This window comes from Seonamhaeicola maritimus (assembly GCF_008056315.1).
Lineage (GTDB): Bacteria > Bacteroidota > Bacteroidia > Flavobacteriales > Flavobacteriaceae > Seonamhaeicola > Seonamhaeicola maritimus.
In genome coordinates, this window is record NZ_VRKQ01000012.1 from 60,370 (window position 1) to 83,690 (window position 23,321).

Consider the following 23,321-nt stretch of genomic DNA (forward strand, 5'->3'; position numbering starts at 1 on the left):
TTCCGTGTTATGCTTCATCAAAAGAATAGTATTTAGGTAATATTTTATCAGTGTAAATTGAACCTATGTAAAAGTAGAATCAAGATCAAAACTTCTTATACTGATATGAATTTAAAAAAGTAAGATATGGTTGTTAATTCGCTTTAATTAGTGTTTTATTCCAGTATAGCAATAATTCTTCATCCGAAGGCGCTTCAGGAAGTCCCAATTTTTTCATTTTCGTCTTAAAATATTTTTGAGAACCATTTTTACCTTTTTGAATAGTTTCTTCAGACTCAGGAATTTGATTCTTATCGTATTCCTTTAAATTATTTTGAAGTACAGATTTCAATCTATTGAAATGCTCTTGATAATCTCGGTTGCTGACCAGGTTATTAAATTCGTGAGGGTCTGTTTCCAAATCGAAGAATTCAAATTCCGGTCTGCTATCGGCCATAAATTGATTGTATGGCGCTTTAAGTTCTCCATTTTTATGCAATACCCTATACACTGTGAAAGCTGGATATTCACTACGCTTATAACTTGATAATTGCATCCAAGGTCTTTCTGGTTCTTGATTCCAGATTAATTTATAACGACCATCAGTGATACTTCTAATAGCATCAGGTGCATCTCCTGCTCTTTGGCGGAATCCGAAAACATAATCTCTTTTTTCCTGTTCGTCCCCGATAAAAACTTTACCATGCATTTTGTGTTTTGACTCTATCCCAGCTAATTCTAAACTAGTAGCAGCTACATCAACTAAACTCACCAAACGCTTATCAATTTTACCAGCATCTACATGCTCTGGCAACCTTACTATTAAAGGAATTTGAAGTCCGCCTTCATACAAGAATTGCTTATCCCTTAAATGCGGACGCCCGTGGTCACCGAAAAAGAAAATAGCCGTATTATCTGCTAAACCTTCATCTTCCAATCGTTTCATTACCCAACCAACAATATCGTCACATTTTTGAACAGACTCCAAGTATAAGGCCCAATCAGCTTTAAGCAAGGGATGGTCTGGATAACATCCTGGAAGTGTAACGGTTTCAGGATTAATTGGATTTTGTTCATGTCTTTCAAATACGCGATGTGGATATTTAATTTGAACCTGAGCGAAAAAGGGCTGACCTTTAGCACGTTCGCTCCAATCATTAGCCGGGTATTTAATATCTGGAATAAAATTATAATCTCGTTTACCTCCTTTTTTAAGATAATCCCTTCCACTACCATTGGCAATAAAATAACCAGCTTCCTTAAAGTATTCTGTTATAGGCTTAATACCATCCTGTAGTTCTGTCATATTAATAGTTCTGTGATCTAGACAATTAATGGTTGTAGGATACATACCAGCAATTTGAGACGATCTACTTGAGGAACAAATAGGAGCATTGGCATAAGCATTCGTGTATAAGGTTCCTTGTTGCGCTAACTGGTCAAGGTTTGGGGTTTTTATATCAGGATTACCATAACATGCTAATTCTCGTCCCAAATCATCAGCATTAATCCAGATAACGTTTGGAGGTGTGATTGGTTTTTCTTCTTTAACTTCCTTACAACCAAAAATTAATATGGGTAATACCCAGATTAGCTTTATGACTTTTTTCATCTGTTTATTTTTATTGGATTTTATTTGATAGTAATTGCGATACTGTTACAAACTTGTAACCATTGTCTCGGTAATATTTGATGATCTGGGGCAACACATCAACTGTTTTTTTAACCTCGTGCATTAATATAATGCATCCATCACATGTTTTCATAGCGCTGATTGCCTTATTATAAATATATTCCTTGGTGGTATCTTCTGCCCAGTCTTTGGTTCCCACCGTGGCATTTACTGGAATTAAATTGCTTTCTTTTAAAACTTTCATAACACGCTCATCGTATTGTAATTTTGGTGCTCTGAAAACCGTAGGCACATAATCGTAATCTTCTTTAAACATCATCTGAAAATCAAGAATTTCAGAGCGAAGCTCCGAATCAGATAATTTGGTAAGCACACTGTGTGTCATAGAATGGTTTCCAATTTCATGACCTTCTCTAATGGTGCGCTTTAAAAGTCTATTTTTATCAACCGTATTTCCGATGAGAAAAAAGGTAACCAGAACGGATTCCTTTTTAGCGAGATTCAATAATTGCTTATGAATTTCGGGCCTTAAACCATCATCAAAAGTAAGTGCTACTGCTTTACCATATCCGGATACGCATTTTATGGGCTTTATTGACAGCTCTGGATTAGATTGAGCTAAAGTGGTACTAAACCATACCGAAACTATAAGAATAGTTATTATACTTTTTATGTTATTGCCACTTTTACCCATTGCACTAATTATTAGCTTTTACCTTCTGGTTTTCTTCTTTAATGCGCTTCTTTTGTTTATCACTTAGGCCTAAATTAAAATAAAACTGAGGGGCCAATCGATAATTATGGTACTTCATTTCAGGGTCGTGAACATCCAAACTTAAATCACAGTCAAAACGATAGAGTTCCGAATGCGTTCTCTTAGCATTTTTACCTTTAAAATTGATGAAATGCCCAATACCCCATGTGATTCCGCGTCCGTCTTTATTATCTAAAAATGCATCAGGAATGTATGCATTCGGACCTGTTGGCATAAACTCAGTAATAGCCATAACATCAAAGTTTACCCAGTCTTTAGCATATTGGATGGTAAAATGCTCCGAACCATCGCGAATGGTCAAAGATGCCACTCCTTCTTTCCAAGGGAAGAAACAAATCTCGTGACCAGAATTTTGAACCGGATTCAACTCATGCTTCTTAAATGGCCCTAACGGATTATCAGCAATTGCCAAACCTATTCCACTCCAAACTGTTCCAGGTCTATTAAAAGCCGCTTTATAATACACATATATTTGTCCATTATGTACCAATGGTGTTGGTGCTTGTATGGCAAATTGATCCCATTCTCCTTTGGCTCCTGTAGGTATAACCACATCATTCACATGTGTCCAAGGTCCATTAATATTATCTGCATAAGCCACTCCAACTGGACAGTAATCTCCTCTAACTCCACTAGGCTCAGTAAAGGCTTGATAATAAATATAATACTTTCCTTCAAACTTTAGAATATCAGGAGTGGCTACAGCTCTCCAACCAGGTATTGGGTATTCGGGTCTTGTAACTGCTACACCCTGTTCTTCCCAGTGGAAACCGTCCTTACTGGTAGCGTACCACACCTCAGCCAAATCCCAATCGGTTGTTGGAATGGTGTCATTCCAAACAATCTTATCGCCTTCTGTTACCATGATTTTATAATCTTTTGAAAACTTACCAACCGGAGGAATAGGCGTATGACGCTTGGTGTACCAAACATAGTATTTTCCATCTTCAAAAAGTACTTTAGATGGGTCACGTCGAGTTACCGTAGCATCACCATCGTTATAGTCTAAACCAGTTAATTTAGTGTACTTAAACTGACTATACAATTCATTCTCTGCATTTACATGTGATGGATATTGATTAAAACTTCTGTTTAAAGCAGCACTTAATTTGTAATCATCAGAATACTCTGTAACCTGATATGGAAATGCTTTGGTTTTGGGCATTGGGGTTTTTAATGGAATAACGACAGAAAATGAATCTTCACTATTTTCTGGAAGCACAGCAATAATTAAAGCTTTAGGTATTCCATTTTCCATATAGAATTTTGGCATATCGGCAGTTCGTTTAGTTTTGGTTGCGGTACCATCTGTCCATTCTAATTTACCTGCCTTAATAACCAAAAAGTTTTTTGAAGGCTTCCAATTTAAGCCCATATCGTCTCCCTCAAATAACATGGTGGAGCCATCAGGATAATCACTCCACGCTCCACGAGAATCTTTCGCTACGCAGTAATAATTACCATTATAGACCCATTCTACATGATCGTCTATTGCAAATGATGCTGTTGGATGTGTAATAAAAGGTATGTTAGTATCCTCAAAAGGCCCTAAAGGAGAACGTGATGTCGCCGTTACATGAACCACTTTTCCGTTTTTAAATTTAGGATGAGCTTCTACATATTTATAGGCCATTAAAAACTTTCCGTCATTACGTCTTGTTACAGTTGGTGTAGATGTCATCCAACGCCCGTTGGTGGCATCAATTAATGGCTTATCGAAACGTTCCCATTCTCCATTTAAATCATTAGTTACGGCTATACCAATACGTTGATTATTTCTATTTACCCACCATTCATCGTCATTATATGAAGGCTTCCGATCATCTGGTGTTTTATTCCAATAACCACTACCTCGATTACCCATATGGTACAGATAATACTTCCCATCGTGTTCTATAACATGCGGATTGTGAGTACAGTCGCCATCCCAATATTTATTTCCACGAGGTGGAAGTACTAAATTTTTAAATTTATATGGTCCTGTTAAGTTTTCTGAAACTGCATGGGCAATCTCAGAATGTGTTACCCAACCTAAGTGCCCTCTTGATTTTGGCCAACGCGAATAAATAGCGTGATATTTACCATCGTTTCCTTTTAGGATATTGGTCCCCCATACATTATAGTCTTCTTCTTCAATAATGTTTGCCTTATCGAATTTCTCTGGAAGTAATTCTGCGAAATTGAAATCTTCTTGTGCTTCTGTAATGTAAAATCCAAACAATATAAACACAATACTGGCAAATAATTTAGAATTCAGTTTATTCATTCTCGAGTTTTTTATTTTCTTTAGAAATACGCTCACGCTGCTTAATATTTAGACCTTGTCTGAAATAAACTTCTGGTCTGTGCCAAACACCTGTACTTTTCATTGAAGGATCATGAATATCTAAACTTAAATCACAGTCTACTCGTGCAATAATTGAGTGTTTCTTATCTCTTGAGTTGGCTGCATTTATAAAATGACAAACGCCCCAAGTAACACCCCTTCCATAGTCTGATCCTGTGAAGGCATCTGGGGTGTAAAAGCCACAAGCTGTCGGTGTTAACTCCACGGTAGAGGCTATTTTAAAATTAACCCCATCCTCGGCATATTGTATCGTTTGTGCCTCGTTACCATCTTTAATAGCTAAAGCCGCAATACCTTCTTTAAATGGAAAATAAGTGGTTTCGTGCCCAGAGTTTAAAACTGGGTTTAAAGGATGCTTTTCAAAAGGTCCCATTGGGTTATCTGCTATTGCCAAACCATGGGCTACAGCATATTTATCTCTTTTATCTGGCCATTTATTATAAGCCGCTTTATAATACAAATAGATTTTGCCTTTATACTTTATCAAATGTGGGTCTTGAGTTTGGTCTTGGTCCCATTCACCTTTTTTACCAAAAGGGACTACAGGTTTTCCAACATGAGTCCATGGTCCATCTGGCGAATCTGCGTAAGCCATAGAAATAGGACACCAGTCGCCTCGTGTGCCACTTGGTTCATTAAATGCTTGAAAATATAAAAAGTACTTCCCTTCCCATATAAGAATATCGGGGGTTGCGATAGAGCGCCAACCCAAAGCCGGTTTCTCAGGACGTTTTACGGCAACACCTTGTTCATTCCACTTAAAACCATCTTCAGAGGTAGCATACCACAAATCACATAAATCCCAATCTGTAGATGGGATTTCATCTGTAGCTTCATGGGCACGATTCCAGCCAACAGGTGGCACTTTAGTATGGCGTTTGGTATACCACATGTAATATTTCCCATCGATTAGTACAGGACGCGAAGGGTCTCGTCGTGAAATAGTGCCATCACCTCCGTTATAATCAAAACCCTCTAAACGAGTGTATTTAAATTGTGAAAACAATTCGTTATCCTGTACTCTCGGAGCTGGATAATCAAACATCCTTTCGGCGGCTGCACTTAAAGGGAAATTTGGCTTTTCTTCAGGCATTTTATGCGGAAACACCTTATTTACTTCTGTTTTTTTTAATTCTTTTGAGCTTTCGAGTTTATTGCAAGCTAATGAAAGTCCTGACAATATACCGATGAAAAAAATATTCTTAAACCTCATAACTTTTGATTTTTCAACATGTAAACTCGCTTGATTTTGAAATTATCTTCCTGCACTATGCTTATTTTATTATAACTCCCTAGTTTTTTTTATTAATTCTTTCCAATTGATTTTTGGAAAGTTTCCTTGAAAAGAACACATCTGTATCTAAATACAAACGCGTGTTTTTCATTTCAGGATCATCTAAGTCTAAACTTAAATCACAATCAAAACGCGATAAAAAACTATACTTTCGTTTATTACCACCTTGCGACCCTGTAAAATGCGAAATACCCCAAGTAATTCCTCTTCCATTTCCATTACTATTAAAAGCATCTGGTATATAAGCACCTGCAGCAAATGGTAACAACGCAGTAACAGAAGCAATATCAAAACTTACGCCATCAGGAGCATATTGAATGGTACTATTTTCATTACCATCTCTTGTAATTATTGCCGCAATTCCTTCTTTAAAAGGGAATAAGGCTGTTTCATGCCCTGAGTTGAATAATGGATTTAAAGGATGCTTTTTAAATGGCCCGAGAGGACTATCTGCAATTGCTAATCCAGCAGCCACCAAATATTCAGGACGAACACCATAAGCAGCTTTATAGTATATGTAGATTTTACCTTTATAGACCAATGGATATGGATCATGGATTGAATATTGATCCCAAGTACCTGGTTCTCCATTAGGAATAATTTCTTGGTCAACAATAGTCCAAGGACCATCAGGTGAGTCTGCATAAGCAGCAGCTACCGGACAGTGGTCTCCTTTAGTTCCGCTTGCCTCATTGAAGGCTTGGAAGTATAAGTAGTACTTACCTTCCCATTTTAGGATATCTGTAGTGGTAACAGAACGCCATCCTAAAGCAGGTTTTTTAGGTCTTTTAATTGCAGGCCCTTGTTCTTCCCAAGTGAAACCATCATTCGAAGTTGCATACCAAATATCACATAAATCCCAGTCTGTTGAAGGAATCACATCTGTTGCTAAATGTGCACGTGTAAAACCTACTGGAGACTGTACTGTATTCCTATACGTGTACCACATATAATATTTTCCATTTTCTTTAATGATTTTTGAAGGGTCTCGTCTAGAAATGGTACCATCACCATCATTGTAATCAAATCCTTTTAGTTCAGTGTATCTGAATTGAGAAAACAGCTCATTATCCTGAGGCCTAGGAGCCATATACCTGTCATAAAGCCTTTCATTGGCAGTACTTAATGGTCTATCTGGTTTTGTTTGCGGGATATCCCAAGGGTATCCTCCTATGTATTCGGTTGATGTAGTTTCTTTTTGAATATCCTTATCTTCTTGATTACTAGTTTTGTTTGCACAAGAAAAAATGCCGAAACATAGAAGTGATATTAAAATTATCTTTGTTGTCTTCATTGTACCTTATTTTTATTAAGTTTTATATTCTATTTATTTTGATTGATAATATTTTACGCAATCTACCTTCATACTTTTTCCATCTAAGTCATCTTTCAACGTCCCATGCCATTTTATAAGCGCTAAACTTAACCATATAGGTGCCTCGCTATGGCAAAATTCATTTTTTACCCGTCGTATTTCTTTTCCATCAAAATAGAACACGAGTTCATCTTCGGTCCAATCTAATCCGTAGGTGTGGAATTCTTCAGAAAAATCATATTCGGATTGTGCATTCAATGCCGTAATATCACTCCAAACTCCATCTTTGAAATATTGCACTTTGTATTCATTAATTAAACTGCGCCAGTTTTTATTACCGTCTCTCCAACCATTTACAAATTGAATACACCCTACTTTTAAGAGCGCATCCCATGAAAATTCAACCCATTTTTGGCCTTCGTTTTGCGTGCTCCAAGAGGTGTAGGGGTTACCGTCAACTAAATTTGCTTCCGTAGGTTTATTATTGAAAGAACCACTTGATGTAATGTTAACGTTTTTAGCCCTAGAATAATTAATGATTCCTAGAATATCTTCATCTGCTGTTTCAGACAATACTTCAGGATACTCTCCCGATTCGTTAACTCCATAGACTCTAAATTCTCCTATATTGAATCTTGAGCTAGAATTTGAGACAAAACGTATTTTTTTAGTTTCTATAGGTAGTTCTAATTGAATGGAATAATCTGGCTTTGCTCCAAAGTAGAATTGTTTATTATAGCTTGGGTGCTTTTTTTTGCCATTTGGCATCTCTTCAATATCTGACCAGTTATGGATATTGGTACTAATCTCATTGGGATAATGCCCCTCATTAATATCTATTTCAAATATTTTGCCTTCATTAGGTTCCTTTCTTGGTCTAGTCATTAACCAAAAAGAATTGTTTGTGGCCTCTCCTCCAGCATATTTGTATCGACATTCAAAATAACCATACTTAAATTTACGTTTGGTCCAAACACTTCCCGCTGTCCAATCCTGACCTCCACGTTGCTCTTTTTTAATATCGAGGTGCAATTCTCCGTTTCTTACAACCGCATTTTCCCGCCATCTACTACAATAAAGGTTCAAACTTGAATGATTTGCAGACTCCCATTGATTATCTAATTGTTTATTTTCATAATTGAAATCATCTTCCCAAAACAACCTATAGTTTTCTTTAATTCCATGGGGTAATTGGGCAGACACAACACCAAAAATCAAGAGAAATAGAAAACTTAAAATATTTAATCTTCCCATTCTTTATAAATCTCTTTAAGCTGTATATATGCTTCTTTTTTATTTCGGCGTTCATCAATAATACCCCATTCTCTAAAACCAGATTCTGGTGTTCCTTTGTAATTACTACGGTAATCGTTATAACTCCAAATAGATACGCCTGTTATATAAGGTAAGTCTTTTAATTCTTGGAGATAACCAACTAACTCATCACTTAAGACAGCTTTTGGTGCAGGCCCTATCTGCCCTATACCAATTTCAGAAACGAAAATGGGTTTATTAGGAAACTTTTCATTGGTTTTCTTTGCTAGTTCTGGGGCTTTACCATAACTATTCATTGAAATAAAATCAACTTTTTCGTAAGGCTCAGTTCCTATTTCTCCTTTTCTGTAGGAGGTTATGGTTACATAGGTCTTTAGTCTGGTTGTATCCAACTCATCTACATAATCTAACATAGAATTAACATACCCATATTGTTCTTTTGTTAAAGCTTTGGTTTTCCAATCGTTGCCTTGATTTCTTAACTCATTCCCAACACTCCACGCCACAACCGATGGATGATTATAATCACGCTCTATCATTTCTTTTAACCACAATTTTGTCTGTGGATTATTTGGAAATGATTGGGGGTCATCATCTCCCCAAACTGGTATTTCTTCAACTACTAAGAACCCTATACTATCACAAAGTTTTAAAAGATTTTTGGGTAAGGGTGCATGCATTAGTCTTGAGAAATTACAACCCAAATTATATTTAATATCGAACATGTCTTTCCTCACTAAATGGTCTGGTTCCGTATTTCCATAATCCGGATGGTCATGAACTCTATTAACACCGTTCATTCTTACGGCCTCATTGTTTAAGAAGAATTGTTCTCCTCTAGCTTCAAATTTTCTGATGCCAAACTTATCGGATGCCGAATCGATCTCAGAATCATTAATTGAAATTGAACTATTCAATTCATAAAGGTTTGGCGTATTGAAATGCCATAGTTTAACCTCGGATAAATTCTTTTTAAATTTTAAATAGGAAACAGACGTTGAATTTGCTTCAACCTGAATACTTAATGAATCTGTGTGAACACCTTCAATATTGGTGTTAATTTTAACTAAAGCTTTCGATTCGTCATTATTTTCAAGCTTGTATTTTACAGTAAAATTAACCTCGTTCTTTTCAAAATCCGGTTCTGAGGTTATATGCTGATACACAAACCTAATATCATTATTAGCGATAAGTGAGACATTTCTACTGATACCTCCCCATGCCCACCAAGCACCTCTTTTATAGCTGTTATCGGCCATTACCACAACCGAATTCGGTTTTTTGAAATCAACCTTATCTGTAATATTAAATTCAAATGGCGTATAACCTCCAACGTGTTCTCCTAAAAATTCTCCGTTCAACCAAACCTTAGCAGATTCATAAACGGCATCAAATTTTAATCTTACCTGTTTATCTTTCCAATTTCTAGGGATTTCAAACTGTTTTTGATAGTAACCCTTTCCAACATATTCTGAATAACGCTTTCTAGTATCCCAATTTCCTGGTACTTGAAGCGTATCCCATTTGTTGAAATCTTCTTTTAAAACTGCTTTATCATCAATTTCATTTGATGCTAAAAATTGCCAAGACCCATTCAAAAACATCTCCTTAGAATATTGATTAATTGATGTATCTGTACATGCTGAAAGCACTAAAAATGCAAATACTATATATTGAGTTAATTTCATATTTTTACTCGTTAAGCTTAGTGATTTTTAAAGGTATTTGTATGTTAAATGATTGTCTTACATTGTTAACATCAATTGAATCTGCTGCACATAAAAGAGCTACAGGTTCTCCGTTTTCAATAAATACTTGCGGGCGTTCTAAGTGATCAAATTTTGTGGTAGTTCCATCTTCCCATGTAACCGTTCTATCTGATAATTCATAATATTTGGCTTCATTCCAATTAATACCATCGTCAGAATCATAGTGCACAAGAGAAAACATACGTTTTTTCCCTTCAAACTTAATACGTTTTACTATAGCCCGATATTTTCCATCCTGATACCAGATATAAGGGTCTTCTGCTGGAAAACGTTCTCCTTCAACAGTAAAAACGGGGTCTGGATATTTTTTAAAGGGACCTGTAGGTGTATCTGCAATTGCAACCATATGAACTACTGGCCCTCCCTGAGGCAAAGGATATTTGAGACCAACCGCTTTGTAAACCATTAAAATTTTTCCATCGGCCATTTGGCAAACTGAAGGATTGGATGTCATAAGAGCATCATGTCCCAATGAATCGTTTTCAGTAATATCTAAGACCGGTTTATCAAAACGCTTCCAAGGTCCGTCTGGACTATCGGCTACTGCTACACCTATTCTCTGCTTATTCCTATGACCCCAATGTATTTTGGCTTTTCCGGGTACGCTTACAATCTTCTTGTCTCCTGTATTCCCCATATAATAGAGATAATATTTGCCATTTACCTTATGAATGGTTGGGTTGTGAGTGGTTGAACCATCCCAAAATTCGGATCCACGGTCTGGTAAGGCATCATCTTTATGAGTAAAAGGTCCAAATGGAGACTCAGATACTGCATGAGAAATAATTGAATAGTTTACCCATTCCCATCCAATGTTTTTTGGCCATTTAGCGTAATACATATGGTACAAGTTATCTTCACCCTTTACCAAAGAACCACCCCAAATACTCATGGTGTCATTCTTAAAAACCGATTTTGGAGATACTTTTCCCAATTCAATTTTGTAGTGTTCAATTTTTGCTTCTGACTTTTTAACCAGCTCTTTTGTGTCTTTTTTACCTGAACAAGCCATTAATAATGATATTAAGACCATTAGAATTGAAATATTATACTTCATTTTTATTATTTAGTTTTAGTTGCTTTTACTATTTGAGACCAATTACTTTCTTGACCTTTGTATTCTCTATTCATTTTGAAAAACACTTCATGATTGCCATTCAAATCTATAGACACCATGCCTCTTACATTTGAAACAAACTCTTTATCTAAGTTGTTTTTAGAAGTACCGTATTTCACAGTATAGTTACCATCTTTAAAATCACTAGAATAACCAATAACCAGTTTGTTATCTGTTATAAAAGCGTCCCAAATTATTGGTGGTAATATTTTTTTATTAGTTGTTAATTCTACTTCTTCCGAAGGATTACTCACTCCTCTATCATTAATTGCATAAAGCTTAAAACTATAAGCTTTACCTTCACCTAAACTGTCAATATCAATATAATTAGTTATGGTTTTGTTTGACTGAACCTCTTTTCCATCTTCATTTTTGTAGGACACGAAATATTCAGATGCATTAGGAACTTTATCAAATAACACCCTAACTGCATTTTTTCCTGCAATTAGTTCTTTGATTTGTGGTGTGATGGCGTTTTGGAAAGAGACCGTTTTATCAAACCTTGAATATCCAGTTGGCGTCATTAAACGAACTGTTAAATCCAAAATATTTTCTGGTAAATCGTCCCAGATAACTTCACCTTTCCAATAATTATCTTCAGGTCTTAAAATTGGTAAATCAATAGCTTCATTTAAGACTATGTCCCCATTGGTATCCGTAAACTGATATTTCAATTGATACCCCGTCATACTGTGGCTTGGGTAGTCTCTTCTGCTTTTAATGGGAATTAGTATTTCAGCCGATTTCTTTTTAAAATCAACATTTAATATTTCAAGATTCTCTATGGGCGCATGCTCTTTCTTAATACGATCAAATAAGCGTCTTTTTTGCCTCCAAGTGGTAATGATACCCCAAACTCTATTTTCCTCAGCAGTTGTAGCCGCATATCCACTTCTGTAATCATTAAAAGTCCACATAGACGTTCCTATTACAAACTCATTTTTATTTTTAAAATGACCCATCCATTCCGAAAATATTTCTTTATCACCATCTATCTCAGTTGAAGGAAATGGGTCAAAACCGTACTCTGAAATAAACACTGGTTTATTAGGCCATTTGGTTCTTAGTGTCGTTAAAATTTCTTGTGGTTCCCCTTGCCAACGATACATATTGTGCATAATCAAATCTGAAAACGTATTGGGGTCGGTTTCTGGTGTATATTCTTCCTTTTGGCCAGAATTGCTTACGCAAGTCACCAATCTGTAAGGGTCTAATTCTTGTTTCACATAATCAATAGCGGCTTTACCATATTCAAAGTGATTATTTAACTCATTGCCAACACTCCAACCAATAATACTGGGGTGGTTGATATCTCTTTCAATCATACCTTTAAGCCAATATTTAGATAAAAAATAGTTCTTTTCAGAAACTTTAAAATTATGTTTTTCTGTAACCTTAATATACGGTTCATCAAGCATAAGAATTTCTTCGTCCTTTGGATTTATTTCAACACCAGCTTCCTTTTCAAACTTTGCCAGCGGATAATAATTGGCTCTAAACTCATCATTATCTAAATCTCTTACATTTACTTCTTCAAAAAGGAGAATTCCCTTTTTATCACATAAATCAATGAGGTTTTCATTTTGAGTCCCGTGCATAATTCTCATGAAATTAGCCCCGGCTTCTTTCATTAAATCAACGTCTTTCTCCAAAATTTGAATTGGTTCTGATGACCCCCAAAATCTACTCTCACTAACTCTATTAAATCCAGCTAAACGCACAGGTTCTCCATTTAATAACATTTGAGAATCTGTCAATTCAATTTTTCGAATACCGAAGTTATCTGTCATTTCTCCTAATAAAGCTTCTCCTTCCGAAATGGTAGTTGTTATTTTATATAGGTTCGGGTCGTCAAAATGCCAGAGCTTAACATTTTTGGCTGATAAATTGGTTTCCAAATGAATATCTTCTGAAGCGTTTGGTTCAACTTCAATTGTCCCTTCTAAGCTTCCTATTTCGTTTTCATCTAAAACTTTAGAATTAACCGTTATGGTTCTCGTTTCTGATGAATTGTTTTCAATCCTAACCTTTAGTTTTAACTGTGCATTCCCCGTTTTTAAATCTGGTTCAGTATGAACATATTGATAATCTATTCTAACGTCTTTGGTTTTTGATAGCGCAACATCTCTAATGATACCACCCCAATTCCAAGTAGCACCAACAATAGCAGTATTATCAGCTTGAACAGCGATGACATTCTTCCCGTAAAAGTTTAAAGCATCTGTGACATCAAATTCAAATGGTGTAAAACCACCTCTATTTTTGCCAATGAATTTACCGTTAAGATATATTTTGGACAGATGATATACCCCTCCAAATTTTAAATAATATCTATTACTTGACGCATTTGTCCAACCTTGCGGAATATCAATCGTATTTCTATACCAGCCCTTCCCGGTGTAGTTTGAAAAATCATTATTCATGGCCCAATGCCCTGGTACCTTTAAGTCATACCAATTTGAATCATCAAAATCAGTCTTAAACACCTGTTTGGGTTCATCTTTAGCCCCCAAGTATTTCTCTTTTGAAATCTCTCTGAACATAACAGCATCTGCAGCAACAGAACCACTTACAATGGCTGTTAACTCCACATAATTTTTGTCATTACTATTAAAATCAAAAACACCTAAGCTTATCCACTCATTACAATAGGTTCTTTGGCTTACGTATTTTGTTGTAATTCCTTCAGTGTGTTTTACATTGTATTGCGCCGTAAGGTGAGAGGCAAACGGAAATATTGTAAACACCTCATAATAACCAGATTTTTTAAAATTAGGATGGAATCTAACATAAGAACTATCAGCTTTATTGCCTCCCTTAAGGTCTGTAATGGAAAAATTATGTTGTAAATAATCATCTCCGTAGAAGCTTGTGAACCTAGCTGCACTTTTAACCGTTCTCCACTTACCCCTCTTTTCTACATTAGGGTGGTTATTGTCAATAACAAGGTCTTTTTCTGTTTCTTGTATATTTAAATAATTTGAACCTTCTCCATAGATTGTATGGAATTTCCAAGTACCATTTAACGATAACTCACCATTAGCCGAAAAATCCTCTTTAGAGTTACACCCAATGAGTAATATGGAGATTAGAACTAAATATATATGCTTCATAATAAATCTTATTTAAGAGGAACTCTAAGATTGCAAGCATGCCCTCTATGAATTCCGTTAACTGTAATACCCAAAGCGCCAAACAAATAGGTTGGTATTCCGTCTTCTATTAATAATTGCGGGCGCTCCAATTTATAATCTGTTTTTGTACCATCTGCGAAAAGGATTCTACTCGGTAATACCAATGGGTGTTTGGCTTGATTCCAATCATAACCATTCTCAGAAGTCATTAAAGCAAAGGCTCCTTTGTCTCCTGTAAAACGCCCTTGAATATCACATACAACAGTATAATATGTTCCATTCTGACTCCAAACGTATGGGTCCTCTGCAATCATATGTTCTTTTTCGGCACCTTTCAATTCAAAAATCGTCTCACTGTGTTTTTTAAATGGCCCTAAAGGGTTTTTAGCAAACGCTATCATGTAACGCACGCGGTCTCCTTTTGACACTTGATAACTCTCATTACTATTTAAATCAATTGGTTTCCAGCCTTTTTGCTTTCCAACAACTTTATAAACAGCAAATATTTCATCATTGGGCCCAATGTTTATAGCAGGGTTTGATGTCATTAATGCATCTGGAGCTTTCGGATTTTTATCAACATCAATTATTGGATAATCAAGTCGCTGCCATGGCCCTTCAGGGTTTTTAGACCAAGCCACTCCAATACGTTGATTATTTCGGTAAATCCACCAATCCTTGTTCTTCATAGTGGTTGGTTGTTCAGCTTTCACATGTGATGTGGTTCCCATGTAGTACAAATAATAATTACCATCCTTTTTAATTACAGTTGGATTATGAGTGGTTGTGCCATCCCAAAATTCTTTCCCTCTAGCCGAAAGAGCTACATTTAAATCTCTATAAGGCCCCTCTGCTTTATCTGCCACGGCATAAGCAATCTCAGAGTCTGTTACCCAACCCATATGCCCTAGGTCATATTTCCACCTTGAATAATACATATGATATTTCTCATCATATCCTTTTACTACTGAAGCTCCCCAAATATGGTAATCTTGACTAATCTTTTTATGTCCCTCAGGAACAGGTTGCACCATAGCACCCAAATTCAAGTCTTTATCTTCTTGACATGAAACTGAAACCACGTATAAAAAAATGGTTACTACTAAAAGGTATAATTTATGGTTTATTGGCATAAAATTTCAAATATTGCGGCAGGCACATCCTTTGAAGGATGTACAAACTCAATTGTAAATCCTTTTAAATTTAAAGATTCATTCGGTTTAAAAGTATTTATAGTTTGATAATTACCCTTCTCTACATGAAGCACATTACCATCTAAATCCTTAATGGTATAATTACGAACACAAAAAGGTACAACTTCTTCTGGATGCCCCATAAGTGTTGATTCCATTGGATGGTCATAATCTGGATCTAAAAACAATTTGATTTCTGAAATGGTTTTAGTTTCATCCCATTCAACTTTAAGTGTTGGGTTTTCATCATTTAAATCGGCTACCCAAGCATTTACTTCTCCCCAAGGTCTTACATAACCATTTCCTATATTATCACTTTTGAAAGATTGAATTGCTGGATAAATTTTCATTGCAATATTTTGACCTTCTGGTCTACGGTGTGGTGTCCAAAATTCGAATTCGTCAACACCTATGTTTGCAGGTGGCACTTGTTTTCCATTATTTGAAACGGCTTTATTTACACCGTTAAATACAGATAACACTCCTGAATAGCGCTTATTACTAGTTTTCAAACTAACCTTATCATTTGATAAAAATGTAACAAAGGCGTATTGATCATTTGGTGTTCCGTTTGAAAACTCAACCGTTATATATTGTTCACCTTGTTCTAATTTGAAGGTTTTCGATTCTAAAATCACCTCTGGCGCGTAATTTTTAGATTTTTCTGATGTTCGTAATTGCACTTTTAATTCAGTAGCCCCATCTGCCTTAACCAACATTTTAAAATTATAACTCTGGTTGGCCTTAAATGGTAACAATTGTGCTGCGGAAATATTTAGCGAGAACCAATTGCCATCAAACGGGATTTCTGAAATTTCTAAAGTGGAAGAAGCTTGAACATTAGCCTCACTTATAAGATTCGTTGAAGTTTTTATTGGAATATTTGGGATACTTTGACCCACAATATTTAACTCATTCTGAAGATTTTTAATCTCCCCATTTTCAAGAATATCAGCTGGTTTCATGCTCTTTTCAGTACACAAAGCCGCGGCCATTCCAACCGCTTGTGCGCACAACCCAGTGGTTGCCATTACACGCGTAGAACCAAATGCCACATGGGTAGCACTGATAATTCTTCCGGCCAAAAACAGATTGTCAATATCTTTACTAACGAACGAACGATAAGGTATGTGATAGACGCCTTTTGAGTGCCACTGCGTGCAGGCCGAAAGTTTACTATAAATACCATCTGCTGGATGTAAATCTATAGCCCAACCTCCGTGAGCAATAGCATCGTCAAACTCTTGCTGCTCAATCACATCTTGTTGTTTCATCATATACAAACCTTCAAAACGACGACTTTCACGTTTCCCTGGAATGGTACCAACCCACTCTAGAGTCATGTTATCAACATCCTCAAATTCTCCAGAGTTTTTAATATAATCCCATACGCCGTAAATCACCTTCCAAAGTTCATATTTAATGTGCTCCGTATCATGAATGGTATCATGACGTCCCCCGTATTCAAACCACCAAAACCGACACCCTTTGTCATCTTTTCCAATAGCTTTGTATCGAGGAATTTGTTTAATGTCTTTTAATGCAAACTCTGGTGCTTTAAATTTCACAGGTTTATCGGTGTTTTTACTGTAGAAATACATAGAATGCCCCAACAATTCACCATAAGATTTATCAGGTGCAAACAATTCTCCAAATTCTTCCTTTGGTTCAGCTCCCATTCTAAACGATGCTCCTGCTTTAAAAGCCACAATACCATCACCTGATGCATCGCAGAATAATGGCGCTTTTACTACATATTCGGTTGAATTCTGTGAATTAAATGCTTTTATAGATTCAATTTTCGTGTCACTGGATTTATTTACATCATAAACACAGGTATTTAAAAGCAGGGTGATATTTTCTTCATTTAAAACTTTATCTAGTAAAACGGTATCAAAAACAACAGCATTACCCTCTGGATTTCTATATAAATTCTCTACCAGAATTTCATCCATCACACCTCCTTCACGAGACCAGCGGTTATTATTCCCCATATGTGAAGTAGCTCCTAATATCCAAAGTCTTACCTCTGAGGAAGCATTACCCCCTAAAACTGGTCGGTCTTGAATCAGTACTACTTTTATCCCTTTTCTCGCAGCGGTAATGGCGGCACAAACACCTGCAGTACCACCTCCGGTAATACTTAAATCACAAACTAATTCTATTGTTTTACAGTCTCTTTTTTCTTTATTGAATGTTTTTACAATCATTAAAACACAATTTTTATTTTAAACTATTTAGATTTTCTAATTATGAATATTCCTAAAAGAAGAATGGCTAATCCCATGCCTCCTACTAACCATTTTGCAGACTCTGCCATAAATGATAAAATTATAATCAGCACCCCTGTTGAAGCTACACCAACACCAATAACTCTTGTTCCTTTTTTGTTACTTCTATCGTCTTCTTCTTCATCACTCACATCTTCTTTCAACTCAAATGATTTTTGATAATCATCGTATTGAGAAGTTTTACTTTTAGATTGAATCAAATAAATTTCAAGAATGGTTAGCAGTAGAATTGGAATTCCCATTCCCACTACCATTTCCATCGCTCTTCCTAGAGTAATTCCAATTAAATCAGGTGCAAAAAATTTGAAAAACGCATTAATTACCAATGAAATAATGGTAACAGATAGAACAGATTTCCCAGTTTGATGCTTTGAGAATAGCGCCCAAAGTGGTGGTAAAAACATTGCGCCTCCCGTTAAAGCAGCCAAACTCATAACAACTTCAACAATCCCGCCAAAATAAGGCACCAACAAGGCAATAATTATAGTTAAAACCCCAAGAGAAACAGTAGCTATTCTTCCAACTCTAACCAAACCTTGATTGGTAGTTTTTGGGAACATATTTTTATAAATATCATTTGCTAAAACACCAGCAGATATATTTAATGTAGTATTTACAGAACTTGAAGTAGCGAAAACCATACCTCCTAACATAAGTCCCAGCATACCAACCGGCAATACCTCTTTACACATTAAAAGATAAGCGCCTTCATCGGCCAAATTACCCAAGTCCGGGTTTAGCACTTTATAAATCATTGGTGGTACCATCCAAATTAACGGACTAATGGTATAAAGTGCTCCAAATAACCATCCCACTTTTTTTGCATCCTTTGGTGTAGCCACACTAGTATAACGCTGCACATAAGCCCAGTTTCCGGCTATAAAAAACAAATTGTAAAGCCCAAAAGCCACCATAAATAGACCGGTATATTCCGAATTTGTAAAATCGAAGAAATGCTCGGGTGCTTTTGCTATAAAATTGTCAATACCTCCAATTTTATCGAATGATAATGGAAGGACAATTAAAACTGCTGCAGTTAAAACTATGAATTGCAATACATCAGTAACAATTACCGCCCATAAACCGCCAACAGCTGTATAAATCAATATTAGAATCCCAAGCACGATGATACTGGTTGATATTGGAATACCTGTAGAAACCTCAACGATTTTAGCAACCGGATACAAAAAGGCTCCTGTTGTAAAAATGGAGATGAATAAAAATAAATATGTATATATTTTTTGAGTTGAAACTCCTAATCTATCTGCTATAAATTCAGCAGCTGTTAAAGCTTTGGTCTTTTGCCATTTTGGTGCAATAAAAAACCCAATGATAACCCCAGCTATACACATGGTCCATTGAATGCTAACGGCTACCCAACCACTAGAGTAAGCAATAGACCCCCAGACTACAAAAGTACCTGCTGAAAAGAAGCTCATAAATAAGGACAAACCACTCATCCACCATGGTAACGCACCTCCTGCAGCGAAAAAAGATTTCATGTTTTTGCCTGATTTTGAGAAACTCATTCCACAAATAAAAACCAAGGCTGTAAACACTAAAATAACGATGATATCGATATTATTCATTGTAGAAATATTTAAAATTATTTAAAGATACATCTTGGTTTTCAAAGGATATTGAAAGACATTAATTTTTATTCCGAAAACGTTTCCGAAAACACTTAAAATTACCGGAAACGTTTCCGTAATTTTAAAATACAAGTCGAAATTCGCTTTTATTTCACTTCTAAGAGTTGAAGAGAATCATTATTCTTTAATACCAAAACCCCCAATCTGTCTGCTCCTATTTTTAATTTCTTTGCATTAATAACTTCACCATTAACAAATAGACCTTTATGTGGTTTTCTCCTAAAATTTCCATTATCTGACTCCAAATAGATTCCATACCCAGCATCTTGCCGTGGAGTTTCTACTTCAAAACCGTACATGTTTCCAAATAGTAGTGCATCCAATAAGCCATTACTATCAAAATCATGTGTGATCATACTTTTAACAGCTGTAGTTTGTGCCAAATTATTTAGAGGCTTTATAGAATAGCTACCACTGCCATTATTTATAAGTAAGCTAGTAGCAAATGTTGTAGCTTTATATTTTAGAGCTTTTTCAATATTTTCATCACCATAAACATCTTCTAATTCAGCCATGGCGAAGTCGTGATAATTTGGAAACTTTTCCTTAATGAAAGGCATTTGTTGAGAACTACATTCTCTACCTCTAAGTGGATAATTTTTTCCGTTTTGCTTATAGCCCAGAACAATATCTAAAGAACCTGTATTATCAAAATCATTGGCATAAATTTGGAAAGGTTTCTCTTTTGTTGCCTGATATTTTGAGTTCAAACCCAAATTACCAACCATCAAATCCATATCACCATCATTATCAAAATCTGCACTAGTTAAACTAAACCACCAGCCTACACTTTCCTGTAAATCAGTGCTGTTCAAACTTTCTGTTAAAACTCCCCTATCATTTTTAAAAATCACTATTGGCATCCATTCTCCAACTACAACCAATTCTTTTTTTGTATCTGAATCTACGTCAACCCATATGGCATTAGTCACCATTCCAATATTTTCAAGTATTTCATTTTCTAGCTTGGTGAACTTCACCTCCTTTTCTGAGGTATCATTTCTTAACAAGTAACTAGTTCCTGGAAATGGATAATTCCCTGGGTTTTGCCTTCCCCCTATAAATAGATCTTCGTCTCCATCATTATCAAAATCATAAGGCTTAACAACAGAACCACTATAATTTAAGTTGTTTTCAAACGGAGACTTACTTTTTTGAAAAGTACCTTTATTATTTATGTATAATCTATCTGAATAAAACTCTGAATTAGGTTCATGTTCATTTCCTCCACTAACCACAAATAAATCCAAATCTCCATCGTTATCGGCATCAAAAAAGGAAGCATCAACGTCCTCGTATTTTTTGTCGGTATTAAAAAGTTTGGAGTTAGTTTTTGTAAATTTCCCTGCATTTCTTTGTATAAATAAAGCACCTGCAAAACCCTTTGCACCACCTACATAAAAATCATCAAGACCATCATTGTTTAAGTCTCCAACACATAATGCTATGGCTTCTTCAGACATTTTATGTGGTAACAATGATTCTCTTTCAAAATCATTAAACGCATTTTGTAAAACAATATGATTAATTCCGCTTTGCTTAGTAATATCTTCAAACAGATTTGTATCCGCTTTATTAGTTTCTATCAGTTTAGAAGCCTGTTCATAATCAAGTACTACAGTTTGATTAGCTTTAACTTTATTAAGTTTTTGTCTATGACCATCTGGCCAAAAAACCTCTAACATATCAATCTCTTTAGAATCTCCTAAGCCAAAATGCAAAATTGAACTAACAGAAGACTGAAAACCTCTTGTGAAATACTGTTCCTGAGTCTGTAGACCATTTTTAGTTTTTAAACTAACTCTAGTTCCTATGCTCTTTACATTATTTTTTGGTCCTTTAAGTTGTATTTTTAAAAAATTGCCTAAGCCAAGTTCAGTACTATTGTTTTTATAAATAGTAGCAACCTCATCCATATTATTTGTGATAATTTCAACATCTCCATCATTATCTAAATCAGCATAGGTTGCACCGTTAGATGCTGTTAATTTTTCTAAACTCCAAACCCCATTCCTTTTATTGAAAGACAGGTTTCCTGAATTTTCAAAAAAATAATTTTCCTTTTTTCTTGAAGGCATCCTACGTAGAATTTCCTCATCCCTCTGCCTTTCTAATAATGGAATTACATTTTGTGGTGCTTTTTTTATTTTTTCACTATAAGAAGCCTCAGCTTTTTTTCGGTAATGAATAAAATCAACATTCCTAAAATCTCTTTTAATACCGTTAGAAACAAAAAGATCTTTGTCTCCATCATTGTCCATATCAAAAAACAAGGGTCCCCAACTCCAATCAGTACTTGAAACTCCCGAAAGAAAAGCAACATCTGAAAAAACAGCTGTTTCTGTATCTGGTTTTACTCCATTATTTAATTGAAGGGTATTATACATGTACTGATAATGCAATCCTTTCTTGACGTAAGTATTGAAACGTTCCGGATTCATACCGCTCATACTGGCCTTGATTCCATAGTTGTCTTCAGAAACCATATCTAAAGTCATGAAATCCAACCAGCCATCGTTGTTAAAATCGGCTATATCATTTCCCATTGAAAAGTTTGATGTATGCCCAGTTGCTTCTTTACAGACTTCTTTGAATGTTCCGTCTTTTTGATTTAAATAAATCCTGTCATTTGAAGCAAAGTCTTGACTAACTAGCACATCGGGCCACCCATCATTGTTTAAATCTCCAACTCCAACACCAAGGCCAAATCCAATTCCATCATTTAAAATACCTGCTTCATCAGACACATCAACAAAAATGTTGTTTTCATTTCTAAATAACCTATCGCTTGTTAAAGCAGATTTCTTTTTCTGCTGACCATCTAAATCATAGAGTACCTTGGTATCGGTATTATGATTTATCAAAAACATATCCAAATCGCCATCTCTATCATAATCAAAAAAAGTTGATTGCGTTGAATAATGTGGTAAGTTTAAATGGTATTCCTCCGATTTTTCCTCAAATACTGGAATACCCTCTTTATTGTTTCCTTGGTTAACATACAGTTTATTTTCCCTTGCTTGTGGCTGAATGAAAGGTCCGGAGCGGCAAACATAAATATCTAATAAGCCATCAGCATTAATATCCACAATGGTAGATGCCAGTTCAAAGCCTGGAACCCCTTGAACATTAGAACTATTGGTTACATCTTCAAATTTTAAAAGGCCTTTATTCAGATATAGCTTATTATCGCCTTGATTAGAAACAAAGTACAAATCAACCAACCCGTCATTGTTAAAATCCGCTGCCGAAACGCCCGCCCCATTATACATATAGTCGTAATTCAAAGCATTCATCTCAAAACTTTCTTGAAGCTTGTTAACAAACGAAACACCACTAACAGAGTCGTTTAAGGTTACAAACAAACCTGTTTTTTCTTTAGCCTTTTCACCCTTAATATTAACTAATGAACTATTGTTTTCTTTACAAGATAAAACCAACAGTAACATAAAACTGATTACCACTGAAATTTTCCCTTTGTGGAAGTATACCCTCATATTCCAAATTTAACATATAAATTCAAATTGGGGGACAAAATAATTTGCCC

At 35.5% G+C, this 23,321-nt stretch carries 13 protein-coding genes; all 13 read right to left on the reverse strand.

Annotated features, from left to right (window positions below; genetic code table 11):
• Positions 1-133: 133 nt before the first annotated feature.
• The 13 genes from FUA22_RS13465 to FUA22_RS13525 all read right to left on the reverse strand — a co-directional run bounded on the left by FUA22_RS13465 (position 134) and on the right by FUA22_RS13525 (position 23,271).
• Entirely contained in the window at positions 134-1,591 is a 1,458-nt protein-coding gene (locus tag FUA22_RS13465) for a sulfatase family protein (RefSeq protein ID WP_147769122.1), read from the reverse strand.
• Between the two features lie 10 nt (positions 1,592-1,601).
• Positions 1,602-2,306: a polysaccharide deacetylase family protein gene (locus tag FUA22_RS13470; protein WP_147769123.1), complete on the reverse strand. Its 705-nt coding sequence runs from the start codon at positions 2,304-2,306 to the stop codon at positions 1,602-1,604.
• Between the two features lie 4 nt (positions 2,307-2,310).
• Positions 2,311-4,653 carry a family 43 glycosylhydrolase gene (locus FUA22_RS18605; RefSeq protein ID WP_241664829.1) on the reverse strand — a complete coding sequence of 781 codons (2,343 nt, stop codon included), beginning with the start codon at positions 4,651-4,653 and terminating at the stop codon, positions 2,311-2,313.
• Positions 4,646-5,947 (reverse strand): glycoside hydrolase family 117 protein, encoded by a 1,302-nt coding sequence (locus FUA22_RS13480; RefSeq protein ID WP_147769124.1) that lies wholly within the window; start codon positions 5,945-5,947, stop codon positions 4,646-4,648. The genes FUA22_RS18605 and FUA22_RS13480 overlap by 8 nt, the downstream gene beginning before the upstream one ends.
• A gap of 79 nt (positions 5,948-6,026) precedes the next feature.
• On the reverse strand, positions 6,027-7,322 hold the full coding sequence (locus FUA22_RS13485) for a glycoside hydrolase family 117 protein (RefSeq protein ID WP_241664830.1): 1,296 nt from the start codon (positions 7,320-7,322) through the stop codon (positions 6,027-6,029).
• A gap of 33 nt (positions 7,323-7,355) precedes the next feature.
• A complete protein-coding gene (locus FUA22_RS13490; protein WP_147769125.1) occupies positions 7,356-8,597 on the reverse strand; it encodes a family 16 glycosylhydrolase in 1,242 nt (413 codons plus the stop codon).
• Complete coding sequence (locus FUA22_RS13495) at positions 8,585-10,306, reverse strand: glycoside hydrolase family 2 protein (RefSeq protein ID WP_147769126.1); 1,722 nt, start codon at positions 10,304-10,306, stop codon at positions 8,585-8,587. Before FUA22_RS13495 ends, FUA22_RS13490 begins: the two co-directional genes overlap by 13 nt.
• 4 nt (positions 10,307-10,310) lie before the next feature.
• Positions 10,311-11,444, reverse strand: a complete 1,134-nt coding sequence (locus tag FUA22_RS13500; RefSeq protein ID WP_147769127.1) for a glycoside hydrolase family protein — start codon at positions 11,442-11,444, stop codon at positions 10,311-10,313.
• Between the two features lie 5 nt (positions 11,445-11,449).
• Complete coding sequence (locus FUA22_RS13505) at positions 11,450-14,617, reverse strand: glycoside hydrolase family 2 TIM barrel-domain containing protein (RefSeq protein WP_147769128.1); 3,168 nt, start codon at positions 14,615-14,617, stop codon at positions 11,450-11,452.
• A gap of 8 nt (positions 14,618-14,625) precedes the next feature.
• Positions 14,626-15,771 carry a glycoside hydrolase family protein gene (locus FUA22_RS13510; protein ID WP_147769129.1) on the reverse strand — a complete coding sequence of 382 codons (1,146 nt, stop codon included), beginning with the start codon at positions 15,769-15,771 and terminating at the stop codon, positions 14,626-14,628.
• Positions 15,762-18,041 (reverse strand): FAD-dependent oxidoreductase, encoded by a 2,280-nt coding sequence (locus FUA22_RS13515; protein WP_147769130.1) that lies wholly within the window; start codon positions 18,039-18,041, stop codon positions 15,762-15,764. The genes FUA22_RS13510 and FUA22_RS13515 overlap by 10 nt, the downstream gene beginning before the upstream one ends.
• 23 nt (positions 18,042-18,064) lie before the next feature.
• Positions 18,065-19,711 (reverse strand): sodium:solute symporter family protein, encoded by a 1,647-nt coding sequence (locus tag FUA22_RS13520; RefSeq protein WP_147769131.1) that lies wholly within the window; start codon positions 19,709-19,711, stop codon positions 18,065-18,067.
• Between the two features lie 149 nt (positions 19,712-19,860).
• Positions 19,861-23,271, reverse strand: coding sequence for a VCBS repeat-containing protein (locus tag FUA22_RS13525; RefSeq protein WP_147769132.1), 3,411 nt, complete (start codon positions 23,269-23,271; stop codon positions 19,861-19,863).
• Positions 23,272-23,321 lie beyond the last annotated feature (50 nt).